Source organism: Thiomicrorhabdus marina (genome assembly GCF_017571465.1).
GTDB classification, from domain to species: domain Bacteria; phylum Pseudomonadota; class Gammaproteobacteria; order Thiomicrospirales; family Thiomicrospiraceae; genus Thiomicrorhabdus; species Thiomicrorhabdus marina.
The window spans coordinates 147,878-162,171 of sequence record NZ_JAGETV010000003.1 but is presented as its reverse complement, the minus strand read 5'-3'; the positions used below and the strand labels follow the sequence as shown (position 1 = coordinate 162,171).

The 14,294-nt window shown below is 44.8% G+C and carries 12 protein-coding genes; 6 read left to right on the top strand and 6 right to left on the bottom strand.

Annotated elements, in window-relative coordinates:
- Nucleotides 1-254: 254 nt before the first annotated feature.
- Nucleotides 255-1,493, top strand: coding sequence for an HD-GYP domain-containing protein (locus J3998_RS03110; protein ID WP_208147751.1), 1,239 nt, complete (start codon nt 255-257; stop codon nt 1,491-1,493).
- Between the two features lie 6 nt (nt 1,494-1,499).
- On the opposite strand, the gene J3998_RS03105 is transcribed toward J3998_RS03110, so the two are convergent.
- The 5 genes from J3998_RS03105 to J3998_RS03085 form a co-directional block, all read right to left on the bottom strand.
- Nucleotides 1,500-2,849, bottom strand: a complete 1,350-nt coding sequence (locus J3998_RS03105) for an alanine/glycine:cation symporter family protein (protein WP_208147749.1) — start codon at nt 2,847-2,849, stop codon at nt 1,500-1,502.
- A gap of 134 nt (nt 2,850-2,983) precedes the next feature.
- Nucleotides 2,984-4,111: a putative zinc-binding metallopeptidase gene (locus J3998_RS03100; RefSeq protein WP_208147747.1), complete on the bottom strand. Its 1,128-nt coding sequence runs from the start codon at nt 4,109-4,111 to the stop codon at nt 2,984-2,986.
- Between the two features lie 6 nt (nt 4,112-4,117).
- Nucleotides 4,118-5,062 carry an alpha-E domain-containing protein gene (locus J3998_RS03095; protein WP_208147745.1) on the bottom strand — a complete coding sequence of 315 codons (945 nt, stop codon included), beginning with the start codon at nt 5,060-5,062 and terminating at the stop codon, nt 4,118-4,120.
- 12 nt (nt 5,063-5,074) lie between these two features.
- Complete coding sequence (locus J3998_RS03090; RefSeq protein ID WP_208147743.1) at nt 5,075-6,520, bottom strand: circularly permuted type 2 ATP-grasp protein; 1,446 nt, start codon at nt 6,518-6,520, stop codon at nt 5,075-5,077.
- A 472-nt stretch (nt 6,521-6,992) separates the two neighbouring features.
- Complete coding sequence (locus tag J3998_RS03085) at nt 6,993-7,151, bottom strand: hypothetical protein (protein ID WP_208147741.1); 159 nt, start codon at nt 7,149-7,151, stop codon at nt 6,993-6,995.
- A 187-nt stretch (nt 7,152-7,338) separates the two neighbouring features.
- On the opposite strand from J3998_RS03085, the gene J3998_RS03080 reads away from it, so the two are divergent.
- The 5 genes from J3998_RS03080 to J3998_RS03060 all read left to right on the top strand — a co-directional run bounded on the left by J3998_RS03080 (nt 7,339) and on the right by J3998_RS03060 (nt 13,298).
- Nucleotides 7,339-7,968 carry an Ntn hydrolase family protein gene (locus tag J3998_RS03080; RefSeq protein WP_208147739.1) on the top strand — a complete coding sequence of 210 codons (630 nt, stop codon included), beginning with the start codon at nt 7,339-7,341 and terminating at the stop codon, nt 7,966-7,968.
- A 350-nt stretch (nt 7,969-8,318) separates the two neighbouring features.
- Entirely contained in the window at nt 8,319-11,681 is a 3,363-nt protein-coding gene (locus J3998_RS03075) for a transglutaminase family protein (RefSeq protein ID WP_208147737.1), read from the top strand.
- 11 nt (nt 11,682-11,692) lie between these two features.
- Nucleotides 11,693-12,034: a P-loop NTPase family protein gene (locus J3998_RS03070; protein WP_208147735.1), complete on the top strand. Its 342-nt coding sequence runs from the start codon at nt 11,693-11,695 to the stop codon at nt 12,032-12,034.
- A 6-nt stretch (nt 12,035-12,040) separates the two neighbouring features.
- Nucleotides 12,041-12,571 carry a hypothetical protein gene (locus J3998_RS03065; RefSeq protein ID WP_208147732.1) on the top strand — a complete coding sequence of 177 codons (531 nt, stop codon included), beginning with the start codon at nt 12,041-12,043 and terminating at the stop codon, nt 12,569-12,571.
- Nucleotides 12,572-12,599: 28 nt separating this feature from the next.
- Nucleotides 12,600-13,298, top strand: coding sequence for a P-loop NTPase family protein (locus J3998_RS03060; protein ID WP_208147730.1), 699 nt, complete (start codon nt 12,600-12,602; stop codon nt 13,296-13,298).
- Between the two features lie 74 nt (nt 13,299-13,372).
- On the opposite strand, the gene J3998_RS03055 is transcribed toward J3998_RS03060, so the two are convergent.
- The gene (locus J3998_RS03055) at nt 13,373-14,251 is read right to left on the bottom strand and encodes an HDOD domain-containing protein (protein WP_208147728.1); all 879 of its coding nucleotides are present in this window, start codon (nt 14,249-14,251) and stop codon (nt 13,373-13,375) included.
- Between the last annotated feature and the right edge of the window lie 43 nt (nt 14,252-14,294).

The window sequence follows — 14,294 nt, the reverse complement described above, 5'->3', positions numbered from 1 at the left end:
CATGGTAAATTTTACACTTTTACGAAGTCAGGTTCGCATCTTCCTGAGTTAATTGATGAGGGAAGATAAACAGGAAGTTATGATATTTCGCTATATTCATAAAATTTATTATTCCCGATTAAGGCGAGGAAGCTATTTTCGCGCTGCAATAGAGAAAATAAAAATCATAAATAGACTTTAGAAATTTGCTTTAACCCAACGAGTGTTGAATCAGTTTTTAAAGTACGGTCTGCTTTCGAGCTTGGGGGTTATGAATGAAGGATGCATCTATTTCTTTAGCCGATGTATTGTTTGCATTGGTCTCTACCTTAGATTTAGTTGGCGATGATGATGGCCATGGAAAACGAGTAGCGCAGATGTCTTATCAGGTCGGAAAGGCATTCGGCTTATCTGACACAGATTTGGATGAACTCTTTGTTGCTGCTCTACTGCATGATTTAGGCGTGTCCACTAATTATGTGCATGCGCATTTAATAAAGTCAATGGAGTGGCAAGGTGTGCACGAGCACTGTCATATCGGGGCGCAGCTGGCCGAGCGTTCATCCGTGTTGAAGTACCTTAGCCCTTATATTTTGCATCATCATGATCGCTGGCCTTTATTGCAGAGTTTGGTGAAAAAGGGTGAGCTGACTGAGAAGCAAGCGCTGTTTGCCAATATTATTCTTCTGGTTGACCGTGTTGATGCTTTCGCTTGGCAAGAAATTAGTAGTAAGAATTATCGTCATTATCATATGGCGCGTGATTTTAGTTTGCAGCAGATTGAAGCGCGTTGGCAGGCGTTTTTTCGTGAGGATATTTACAAAGCTTTTTTGAGAGCGTGTCGCGCTGATATTTTCTGGATGATGAATGACAAACAAGAGGTCATTGAGTTTGTGCAAGAGCGTCTGCAAAATGTGGATCGTTTAATTACCATGGCGGAATTGCAGGAAATGGCGGTGATTTTTGCCAATGCGGTTGATGCCAAAAGCCCTTTTACCTATCAGCATTCGATCGGAGTTGCTTCCTTGTCGGCTTATCTTGGCAAGCAGCTGGGTTTAAGCGAGAGTAAGCAGCAACGTATCTATCTTGCCGGTCTGTTACATGATTTAGGTAAGTTGGACATGGAAGATGATGTACTGGAAAAACAGTCGCCGTTAGATCATGAAGAGCGCCAAAAAATGAACCGGCATAGTTTTGTCTCTTTAATGATTTTACGCCGTATTAAAGGGATGGAAGATATTGCGCTGTGGGCGTCTCAGCATCATGAGAAACTGAATGGAATTGGTTATCCGGCACGTGAAACCGACCTGCCTTTAGAGTCAAGAATTCTCGCTGTCGCTGATATTGTGCAAGCTTTGGCTCAAGATCGGCCTTATCGCAAAGGTTTATCGGTAGAGAAAATTCTCAGCATTGTTGATGATATGACTGCCGAAGGTGAGCTCGATATGCAAGTGGTGGCTTGCTTGCATGCAAATCATCAGAAGGCATACCAAGTTGCTTTGGCAGAGGCCTAATCGATGTTATTTTTGGGTCGCTAAATACTCTTTAGTCAACTTGACGATAACCGGTGATAGCACAAGTAGAGCAATCAAGTTAGGAATCGCCATCAAGGCATTCAGCACATCCGCCAAAATCAGCACAGTATTGAAGTAGTCCGATAGCGAAGCACCGGCAAAAATCGCCACAATCCACAGCACGCGGTATGGCGTAATGATATGAGTATTGGTCAAAAACTCGGCGCAGCGCTCACCGTAATAACTCCAACTTAGCAACGTTGTGAAGGCAAACACCGAGAGGCTGATAGCGACGATCACGGCGCCGATATTTGAACCAAGCCCTTCGCTAAAGGCGTTCGCGGTTAATACCGAGCCGGTCTCGCCGGATTGCCAAACGCCGGAAACCATAATAACCAAAGCCGTCATGGTGCAGATGATAATGGTGTCGATGAAAGTCCCTAACATGGCGATATGCCCTTGGCGAACCGGATTATTGGTTTGTGCTGCGGCATGCGCGATGGGTGCAGAGCCAAGACCGGCTTCGTTAGAGAAAACCCCGCGTGCTACCCCGAATTGAATCGCTAAGATAATGCTGGCACCGGCAAAACCGCCGGCTGCGGCATGGCCGGTAAAAGCGCTTTCGACAATGGTGATGAGAGCCGTCGGTAGTGCATCAATATTAATAATTAGAATCCATAATGAGACGCCGATATATAAAGCGGCCATTAGCGGCACTAAAGCAGTCGCGGTTTTGGCGATACGTTTTACTCCGCCGAACACCACCAAGCCAATCAGAATCATCAAGACAATGCCGGTATAGGTATTGTCGATTTCAAAAGCGCTTTCCATTGCGCCGGCAACCGCATTGGCTTGTACCATGTTGCCGATTCCGAAAGCGGCGATTGCGCCGAAGAGGGCGAAAGCAATGCCGAGCGGTTTCCATTTTTCGCCCATGCCGTTTTTAATTGCGTACATTGGCCCGCCGACATGGCGACCATCTTCGTCAGTTTCGCGATAGTGTACGGCTAAAACCGCTTCTGAATATTTAGTTGCCATGCCGATTAGAGCGGTAATCCACATCCAGAAAATCGCCCCAGGGCCTCCGATAAAGAGCGCAGCGGCAACGCCGGCGATATTACCTGTTCCTATGGTCGCAGCCAGTGCGGTCATCAGTGCGCTGAATGGAGGAATATCGCCTTCTTGGTTGGAATGGCGACCTTGCCAGAGGAGTTTGAATGCCTTACCAAGATTACGAAGCGGTAAGAAAGATAATCGAAAGGTCAGAAACAGGCCGGTTCCGAGAATCAAGAACAGCATCACCGGGCCCCAAGCCCAGCTACTTGCTGTTGAAAGGATTGAGTTAATCGTTTCCATAGTTACATCCCTGTTTCGCCTTGATAAGGCTGATTTTGTGGAAATACAGAATAAGTCTTCATTGATTTAAAGAGGCGTTACAACCGTATTGCTGAGTTGCGTCTTTCTTCGGTTTTCAGAGGCTTTGTCTGAAGTCATTTGGATTTATTCCGATTTTCCTTAGTTGTCTTCTTCGATTTAACCGAAACCTTTTTTGGCTTCCGTTGCGAAGGTGATTTTATGTTTAACGCATACAAGCAGATCATTTCGTCGATAAAGCGTAATTTTCCTTCCACAATATCCGAAACTTTGAACGGGTAGGGTTCTGCAACTCCCATGCTTCGGTTTAGAGCATTCATTACCTGAGTGACTCTGCCCCATTCGACAAACCATTGATCAAAACTGTTCTTATGCGGTTCATAGTCGCTCAGCCCATAGCTGTGGGCGGTTTGCAACGTATCGACTATATGCATATAGTGCGCCCAAGTTTCCGCCCAGTCCTCATGCGGATGGCTGCTGGCGTAAGGAGTGATAAAGCGCGAGCGCCAGTGAGACTGGTTGCCCGATTTGTAGTAGCGTTTTAGCGCTTTGCTGTAGTCTTCACGTTCGTCACCAAATACTTTACGAAATTTCTTTCTCATTTCTTCGTTATGAAAGAATTTCAGCCAGAAATAATGACCGATTTCATGACGGAAATGACCAAGCAGTGTTCGATAGCGTTCCTGCATCTGCTCTTTCATGGTGTGCAAAAAGCCTTCATCCGCTTCCGCTGCATTGATGGTAATTAACCCGTCATAATGACCGCTTAAAACATGTTCGAGTTCAAGGTCAGGGTTGCTGCGCTTATCCTCTAAAAAGTCAAATTCTAGGTCTTCATATAATTCAGGCTGGGTAGCATCAATGGCTTTGAGATCAATCAAAGTCTGCATAAGTTGGCGTTTGCTACGTTCTAGCTTATACCATCGAGTGGGATTTTTGTCGGTGCCTTCCTGATCAGGAATACTTCGCGTACTGCGACAGGAAATGCATTCGCAGTCATTTTCTTGGTCTTCGGGTACTAACGCCCAGTTACACGCAACCGTTGTGTGGCGGTTATCACAGGCAATTAACTGCCGGTTTTTTTGTCCATCGGGTGTATGGACAATAAAACAATCGGTATTGATTAATTCGCCACTCAAAATAGTGCCGAGAACAGGATCATAGACGAGGTCACGACCACAGTTTTTGCATACATGATCGTGAAAACCGACTTCTTTACTGCATGAGCAATAAAATCTTTTCATAATGGGTTAGGCAACTTGTTTCGGATTGAACCAGTTGTCGTATAAAAGTCCATTAATTTGTGAAAGCTCACGTTGAATCCAATCCAGATGTTGATGTAGTTCATTACTGCCGATATTCAGTTTTTGTTCGGCACTAATTTTTTTCTGGAGTAATTCTAAAGCATTTTGCATCGGTTCGGGATTCGGTAGTTTACGCATGATGAAACTCATTTCCCCTAAACAGTAGCTTACGGAGCGAGCAAAGTCTTTGTCTTGGGTAAGGAAATGCAGCACTTCTTGACCGGAAATTTCGGTTTGGTACTGTTGGCGATACATAAAATAAGCACTTACCGAACGTAGCAGATTGGCCCACAGAATCGCGTCAAATGGCGATTCTTCCTCGTTTTCAAACTGTTCCTGAGCAACAAAGAGGCCGCCTTCATCAATCAAACGAGTGGTCATGTCAGCTCGTTCGATTAGCATTCCGAGTTTCAAGAAACGGTAAGTTTCATTGTGGCTCATCGTACCTTCCAGCATGCCGGTAAAGGCTTGGCAGGAACGAATAATGGTTGAAAGTAGGGCATTCCTTTTGGCACGGACGCCGAAGTCTTCCTGATGGTTTTTGACCATGATATAAAGCTCGTTGATATGAATCCAAGCTTCACGTGGCAGAATGTCGCGTGTGGTACGTATGTTCTCACGCGCCCACCATAGAGACGACATAAGAGAAGATGAATTATTACGATCTTTTAACAGCATGTTCATGCAGTTTTGTTCGCTGCGACTGTCGTAATTTTCTGCATAATAGTCTTCATTGCCGGTAATCTGTACTAAGTCATACCAGCTCAGTTTGACCGATTTAGGGAGATCAAGCATGAGTTGGGAGTGTACCTTTGCCAGTCTTGCGGTATTTTCAATGCGTTCAATATAGCGGGCAAGCCAGTATACGCGTTCAGCTACTTTAGATAACATCACAAATTTCCTTTATTCTTCCACCACAATCCAAGTGTCTTTAGAGCCACCGCCTTGCGATGAGTTAACGACCAGAGAGCCTTTGGTGAGAGCTACTCGAGTCAGCCCTCCCGCTGTCACATAGGATTTTTTACCCTGTAGAATAAATGGTCGTAAATCGACATGGCGAGGTTCGAGTGTTTTGTCACATACGGTTGGCACGGTTGACAGGTTTAGGGTTGGTTGCGCAATATAGTTGCGCGGATTTTCTTCAATTAATTGTGCGAAAGTGTCGATTTCTTCTTGCGATGCCTTCGGGCCAATTAATAGACCGTAGCCGCCGGATTCGTTGGCAGGCTTAACAACTAATTCGGATAAATGTTCGAGCACGTATTTTCGGTCTTCTTCGCGATCACAAAGATAGGTCGGTACATTATCGATGAGCGGTTCTTCATCAAGGTAGAAACGAATCATGTCTGGTACATAGGCGTACACCACCTTGTCATCGGCGACACCGCACCCTGGTGCATTGGCGATGGCGACATTGCCTGCACGCCATGCGCGCATTAAACCTGGTACACCCAGAGCCGAGTCTTCGCGGAATACTTCAGGGTCAATAAACGCATCATCGATACGACGATAGATAACATCCACGCGTTTTAAGCCTTCGATATTTCGCATATAAACGCAGTCGTCATCTAATACGACTAGGTCAGAACCTTCCACCAATTCAGTGCCCATCTCATGGGCTAGATAGGCATGTTCATAGTATGCGGAGTTAAAGATACCCGGGGTTAATACCACAACTTCTGGGTTTTTCTCATTCGTTGGGCAAAGAGAACGCAACATGGAGAGGAGTTGCAGCGGATATTCGTCAATTGGCAAAATGTTCATGTCTTGGAATATTTCTGGCATAACCTGTTTCATTACCGCTCGGTTTTCCAGCATATAAGAGACTCCGGATGGTACACGGAGGTTGTCTTCTAATACATAAACTTTACCTTCACCATCTCGCACTAAGTCTGAGCCGCAAATGCATGCCCAAGAGCTGTGTTTTAATTTCATGCCCATACACTCTGGACGGAAGTCTTTTGATGAAGTGATTACGTCTTCCGGAATAATGCCTGCTTTGAATATTTTTCGGTCGTTGTAGACATCCTCAATAAACATATTCAGTGCTTTAAGGCGTTGTGTGAGCCCCTTACTGATTGCTGTCCATTCTGTATTGCAGATGGTTCTTGGGAAGGCGTCGAATGGCCAAAGTCGGTCAATATTTCCTTTATCGCTATAAACCGTAAAAGAGATTCCCATTTGAGCAATGGCAACTTCAGCCGCCTTTTGCATTTCTTGCAAGGAATCGAAATAGGAGCCGTCGAGACGAGTAAAGAGGGCTCGAGCCGCTGGTCTTGGAGTGTCAGCATCTTGTACGGCTTCATCGTAGAAGCCATTAACTGGGTAATTTTTTAGGTTGTCCAACATTTTTATATCGCCTGAGGTAAGGGTCTGTTGAAAATTCGTAATTAGGTTCTGCCACTACTATTTTTGCGTCCAACACCGTTGGCGTGAAAATGGCAATGGCTCTTTGGGTTGTGCTTAAAAATCCGATGCTCTGCGTTGCTCATCTCTTATTTGGAATAACCACAAAAACGTCAGGAACGTTTTTGAACGTAAGCCTCAAAGAGGTAAAGCACACCCGTGTGCTTTATAAACTGCGCTCAAACGAAGAACTCGACGCTCGAAGGGATAAGTTGAGAAAGCGCCTTGATTGTCGAATTTTTCAGAGACAACAGAGTCAAGTATGAATTTTCAACAGACCCTAAGTAGATTACTAAATAGCAATAGATGGTAATTTACCAAAAAAGTTTATTAAATTCAGTTGGTTACGAGCAAAGTGCCGCTCAAGATTTCATTTAATGTTTTTGGGTTGGGTTAAAGTGGTGCGGGCTTTTTTTCAATATGGGTCATTGGCCGTCTTCTGGATATTTTTGATCGAGCCGTCTGCCTTTAGAAGGAAGTATAAATCGCCGTTGACTGGTAATACTTTGTGATTGGTGTGGTCGCCGTCATTAACTATCTGTTTTGCTGTTTTTTGCTTTGCAAGTACAGTCATTGTTGTCCGCAAGAAAGTTTCAAATCACCAAAAAAAATAGATTTGCGTATAATCACACCCAAAAAAATAAACCGAAGAGATTTGAACCATGACTTATTGCGTAGCTGCGCTTGTTGATGAAGGAATAACTTTTTGCTCTGATTCCCGCACAAGTGCTGGGGCGGACCAAATTAACATCTATACCAAAATGTTCCGTTTTGGAATCGAAGGCGATCGACAATTTGTTATTCTTTCGGCGGGTAATCTTGCGACAACTCAAGCCGTTATTGACCGTTTGTCCAAAGATATTGCAAATAATACCGAGGTTAATTTAAATACCGTTGCAGATATTCACGAGGCCGCAGATTACATCGGTGAGCTCAGTATCGAACAGCAAACTAAAATGGGGAGCTCCCCAACCTTCGAGTCGTCATTTATCGTTGGCGGTCAGGTGCTTGGTAGCCCGCCACAGCTATCCTTGGTTTATCCGCAAGGTAACCATATTTCCGCTTCTGAACTCACGCCGTTTTTGCAGATTGGTGAAAGCAAGTATGGTAAGCCGATTTTAGATCGTATTATTGACAGTAAAACGCCTTTGAACACGGTTGCGCTTTGTTCGCTTGTGTCAATGGATTCGACTATGCGCAGTAACTTGACCGTCGGTCCGCCAATTGACATTCAGGTTTATCGTGCCAATGCGTTAATGCCCGGTGAGTACTATCATTTTGAAGCCGATAGCGAATATCTCAAAAACATCAATCAGATATGGTGTCAGCGCATGATAGAGAGTTTTGCAACCTTACCTCCTTTAGATGCCTCTTTAGCAATGAAGAGCTGAAGGCTTGCAGTCTTCGGTTGCCCCCGATTGGCTGCAAGAAAGTTCAATTCTGCTGTTTTTCTCTCTTTTTCAGCCAATTTTTTATAAAGCCTGAAGTCATTGGGTTTGTTTCGTACTGTCTTAAGCCTCGTTTGTGTGCATTTGCGGCAAAACATGCCCTAATCCGGTGCGCTGACATTTGATTTTTTCGCTGTAATCCCTCCCGCGTTCGCCTTTTCCCTACTCATTTTAATCCGCGACCGATTTTGGAAAGAAACCTGCTTTTAACCCAAAATCACGGCATATAAATGAACCAAACTTATTAAAAAATCACTTTCGTTAATAAGTTTTCTAAGGGATAGAAAGATAAAATGGCTTTGCAAGTAGCGATTTCTCATAAGACCAAATATAAATTTGACCGAAAGGTCTCCTTGTCGCCTCATGTTTTCAGGCTTCGACCGGCACCGCACAGCCGAACTCACATTGAGTCATATTCACTAAACATTTCTCCAAAAGAGCACTTTATCAATTGGCAACAAGATCCTTTTGGCAATTATTTGGCGAGAGTGGTGTTCCCTGAAAAAGTTGATGAGCTCAGTGTCGAAGTTGATCTGGTTGCGGATATGAAAGTACTCAACCCATTTGATTTCTTTGTTGAAGACAGTGCAGAACATTTTCCTTTTGATTACTCAAAATCACTTAAGAAAGAACTTTCTCCCTATTTGGAAACTGATGAAGATGATCAAGAGCTACTTGATTTCGTAAAAACCATTAGCACCGAAGAAAAAAAGATTGTCGACTTTTTGGTCTATATCAACCAAAAAATTTATGAACACCTAAGCTACAACATTCGGATGGAGCCTGGTGTGCAAACTTGTGCGCATACCCTGACTTGCAAAACCGGTTCATGTCGCGATTATGCTTGGCTGTTTATTCAGGTTTTACGGCATCTAGGTCTTGCGGCGAGATTTGTCTCTGGTTATTTGGTGCAACTGACCGCAGACGTAGAATCGCTTGATGGGCCAAGTGGGCCGGCTGAGGATTTCACGGATTTGCACGCTTGGACTGAGGTCTATATTCCCGGTGCAGGTTGGATAGGGTTGGACGCTACCAGCGGATTGTTTGCTGGTGAAGGCCATATTCCGTTAGCCTGTACGCCGCATTATGATTCCGCTTCTCCAATTGTGGGGGCAACGGATAAATGCGAAGTTGAATTCGAGTTCTCCAACGATGTCACTCGAATTTTTGAGTCGCCAAGAATCACCAAGCCGTATCGCGATGAGCAGTGGGAAGAGATTTACAATCTTGGGTTTCAAGTTGATCAGGATTTACAGGATGGTGATGTCAGATTGACGATGGGCGGTGAGCCGACCTTTGTCAGTATTGATGACATGGAATCAGCCGAATGGAATACCGACGCAGATGGTGAACATAAACGTGAACTTGCCGATGATTTGACGCGCAGATTGTTGAACCGTTTTGCGCATGGCGGATTGATCCATCAGGCGCAAGGAAAATGGTATCCGGGCGAACCGATTCCTCGCTGGGTAATGAGTCTGTTTTGGCGCAAAGATGGTAAAGCCATTTGGCAGAATGAAAAGCTATTGGCGAGTAACAATAAAGCCTATAACTACACCACGGCGGATGCGAAGAATTTCATGAATGTTCTGTGTCGTTATCTGGGCGTGAGTTCACAAAATGTCTTACCGGCCTATGAAGATCCGATTGAGTATTTGTCGACCGAAATGAAGTTGCCGCTCGATGAAAACGCCAAAGAATTCGATCTTAAAGACGATATAGCGCGTAAGAAGTTAGCAGAAGTTTTGAGTCTCGGGCTTGATGAAGAGATGGGATATATCTTGCCGTTGAACTGGGGGCGTACTAAATGGATAACCTGTGGTTGGGAATTTAAACGCGGTAAGCTCTATCTGACGCCGGGTAATTCGCCCATGGGTCTGCGTTTACCAATCAATTCTCTTCTTGCTAAGCCCCACGTTGAGTTAGAGGAGTCCTTTGAACCGGACTTGTTTGCGCCAACCGGTGAGTTGGGTGAGTTTTATGAGCAAGTTGTGTTGCGTGGCAAAGAGGCTAGTGAAAACACCACAGAGGTGAATAGTTATTCGGAATTTGTTCGCATCGGTTTATGTGTTGAGCAAAGGGATGGAAAAATCTATATTTTCATGCCGCCACTGGACTATCCGGAAAGTTTCTTGGATTTGATTGCTTGTGTTGAAGCGACAGCGGCAGAATTGAATATTGAGGTGGTGATTGAAGGTTATGAACCGCCTAAAGATAACCGAATTGAAGTCTTACGTGTTACCCCGGATCCAGGTGTTATCGAAGTCAATGTACATCCAACCAATTCTTGGGATGAACTGACAACGAATACCTTTGCATTGTATGAAGAAGCTCGATTGAGCCGACTTGGTACAGAGAAGTTTATGCTTGATGGTAAGCATACCGGTACAGGTGGTGGTAACCACGTCACTATTGGTGGTGCAACGCCAAGTGATAGTCCATTGTTGCGAGATCCAAATTTACTGCGGAGCTTAATTACCTTTTGGCAACACCACCCAAGTTTAAGCTATCTGTTCTCCGGAGCTTTCATTGGACCAACCAGTCAGGCGCCCCGTGTCGATGAAGGGCGCGTTGAGAATTTGTATGAGTTGGAAATCGCCTTTAGCCAGATTCCCGACGGGGAAGTGCCATTTTGGTTAACGGACCGACTTTTCAGACACCTATTAACTGACATCACCGGAAATACTCACCGTAGTGAATTCTGTATCGACAAGCTGTATTCACCGGATTCCAGTAGCGGTAGGCTAGGTATTTTGGAATTCCGCGGCTTTGATATGCCGCCGCATGCGCAAATGAGCCTGCTGCAAATGTTGTTGATTCGTGCGCTTATCGCGGTTTTCTGGAAAAAACCATATAAGCACAATCTGGTGCGCTGGGGCACGCAGCTGCATGATAAATTCTTGCTGGAACACTATGTTAAAAAAGACATCGCCGATGTTGTCGAGTTCCTAAATGACAACGGCTATGACTTTAAATTAGATTGGTTTGATCCATTCTTCGAATTCAGATTCCCGCTGTATGGCATGGTCACGGTGGGGCAGATGCATGTTGAGTTGCGAAGTGCGATAGAGCCTTGGAATGTACTAGGTGAAGAGATGGGCAGTGGCGGCACTGCACGCTATGTTGACTCCTCTCTGGAACGACTACAATTCAAAATCAATGACTTTAATGATGCTCGATATGTTGTGACTTGTAATGGCGTGAAAGTGCCTCTGGTGGCAACAGATAAAAAAGGCGAGTTTGTCTGCGGGGTGAAATATCGTGCTTGGCAACCATGGTCAGCGCTGCATCCGACGATTGGCGTGGACACGCCGCTGGTTTTCGATGTAGTGGATACTTGGAACAGTAAATCCGTAGGTGGATGTACCTATTTCGTATCGCACCCAGGTGGGCTGAGTTACGACGTCTATCCGGTCAATTCGTATGAGGCTGAATCGCGTCGTATCAATCGTTTTTGGGACTTGAGTTATTACCAAAATGAACATGTGCCGAAAGCTCTTGAGGAAGAGCGTGCGAAAGAACTTTTCTTGCGTGGCGAGACGAAAACGAGTGTCGAACGCAATGAATCCAAACATGAATTCAAGTATATCGAGCTACCACCAAATAATGAGTTCCCGCATATTCTTGATATGCGTAAAAAGTGGCGACTTAATTAGGAAGAGTTTAGATGATTCGTATCCATTTTGTTGGTGGAGAAAAGGGCGGCGTCGGTAAGTCGGTGCTTGCGAGGGTATTGGCACAATACCATATAGATCGCAATAAACCGTTTACCGCCTTTGATGGCGATTTATCGCACGGTGCTTTGATTCGTTATTACGGCGACTATGCAAAAGCGGTTGATATTGGCAATTTTGAGAGTGCTGACCAAATTGCGGAAGTAACCGCAGAACTTGGCTGTGATGTGATTGTCGATTTGGCCGCCCAGTCCGCGCAAAAAATTGACCGCTGGATGGCTGAATCCGGATTGCTGGAATTGGCTGAAGAAATCGGCTTAGTTGTCACACTGTAGCATGTTATGGATGATGGCTCCGACTCAGTTCGACTTCTTGAAAAGACAGTGAATAACTATGGTTCTGGTCTAGATTATATTCTGGTACGTAACCATGGGCGCGGCAGTGATTTCTCGCTCTTTGATAATTCGCAAGCGAAAGCCAAGGCTATATCTTTTGGTGCGCAAACCATTGACCTCCCCAAATTGCACGCGGGTTCAATGTTGAAGATAGATCGAGTGGGCGCAAGTTTATGGTCTGCTGCCAATAACCAAGATGCAACACTCGGACCGACACTTGGCCTGCTGGAACGCCAGCGCGTTAAGGTTTGGTTAAACAAATCTTATGCGGAGCTGGATCGTGTTTTGGAGCAATCGGTTTCGGACCCAGAACCGGAAATGCCAGAAGAAACAAAGATTAAAGCGGAGATTGAAACCGTAATTGCGCCGGATGAAGACAAAAAGTCTGATCTAACGCCTTCGACGAATTCAATCTTGCGTAAGAAAGAGGTTTTAGGCTATGCCAGTGGATTTTTTAATCGAAAAAATAGCCATTAAGAATTAGAAAAATTGAAAGGAAATTTAGATGATTCGAATCCATTTTGTTGGTGGAGAAAAAGGCGGTGTCGGTAAGTCGGTGCTTGCCAGAGTATTGGCGCAATATCACATAGATCGCAATAAGCCGTTTACCGCCTTTGATGGTGATTTATCTCACGGCGCCCTAATTCGCTATTACGGAGACTATGCAAAAGCGGTTGATATTAGTAATTTTGAGAGTGTTGACCAAATTGCGGAAGTGGCCGCAGAACAAGGTTGTGATGTCATTGTCGATTTGGCTGCTCAATCTGCTCGTAATATTGATCGTTGGATGCAGGAATCCGGACTGGTCGAATTGGCTGAAGAGATTGGTGTCGTTGTTACCTTATGGCATGTTATGGATGATGGGACTGACTCAATTCGTCTTCTCGATAAGATGTTGGATACCTATGGTGCTGATCCCGACTATATCCTTGTACGTAACCGTGGACGCGGTAACGATTTTTCGTTATTTGATAAGTCTGCAGCGAAAACTAAAGCAGAATCTTTTGGCGCGACAAGCATCGACCTTCCTCAACTGCATGCAGGTTCCATGCGAAAGATAGATCGAGTTGGCGCAAGTCTATGGTCTGCCGCTAATAACAAAGATGAAGCACTCGGGCCGACCTTAGGCTTGTTGGAGCGTCAGCGTGTTAAGGTTTGGTTAAATAAAGCCTATGCAGAGTTGGATCGCGTATTAGGCAAATAGAATATAGGGTTTGACAAGGTGTTGCGACCATGTCGGCTATGTGTAATTTTCGACAATAAGCTAATTTCAGTTGTTTAGTGGCTTGCGCCGTGATTGCAACAACTGTCGCCCCATTTTTCCAGTACAGAAATGGCGGCTTTAATGGCATTTTCCGGAAGTTCTAAAAATTGAGCCGCTCTGTCAATTGATTCGCGTAGTTCTTCGGTTTCTTCTTCTTGATAATAATTCAATTGCACTAAACCATTGGCTACCTGAATCATAGCGACCATATGGGCAACGCGTATATCGTATTTCTGGAGGCTCTGTAGGTCTTTGCTGTGATGCAATAGAACGCTTTTGGCTAATAAGCTTCCCAGCTGCCAACGGTGCACAATCAAGCTGCCAAGATAAGTGTGTGCTGTTTGATATTTTTCCATCTCTTTCTGGTAGCCGCTAAATGGAAAATTCAGCTGTGTTTGGTTACAGGCGCCTAAGTACTCTGAACCATATGCTCGTGCCATATAGATGGCGCCAATATCTTGCAAGAATGAAACTAGATTGGCTTCGGCATAACCAATATCGTTAACCCAGTAAGAGAGTTCTGCGGCAGCAATCGAAGCGCGCTTACTGCGATTAATCAATTCTTGATCAAAGTGCGTTTTAGGCACAGAACTGGAAAGATAGCTCAATAGAAACAGTTGTTCAATTTCTTTTAGACCAAGCAGATTGACCGCCGCGTGCGGGTCGAGAATTAAGTCGTCTTGCGGGCGTTTTAGGCGCTGATTGACCGAACCGAGAAACTGCCCCAGAAGCTTTGGGTGGCGGCCAATAATATCGCCGATTTTGACCATATTGGGACTGGCTGAAAACATTTCGCCTTGCAGTTCGAAAAATTCCTGAGGCATTGGGTCAACGCTCAGGTTCTCGAGGATTTTTTGGGCATTACTAATGCCTTGTTGCATGGTGAGTGACATAGGTTTCCCGCCTGAATTCTTATCTGCTTTTCATTGTTTTATT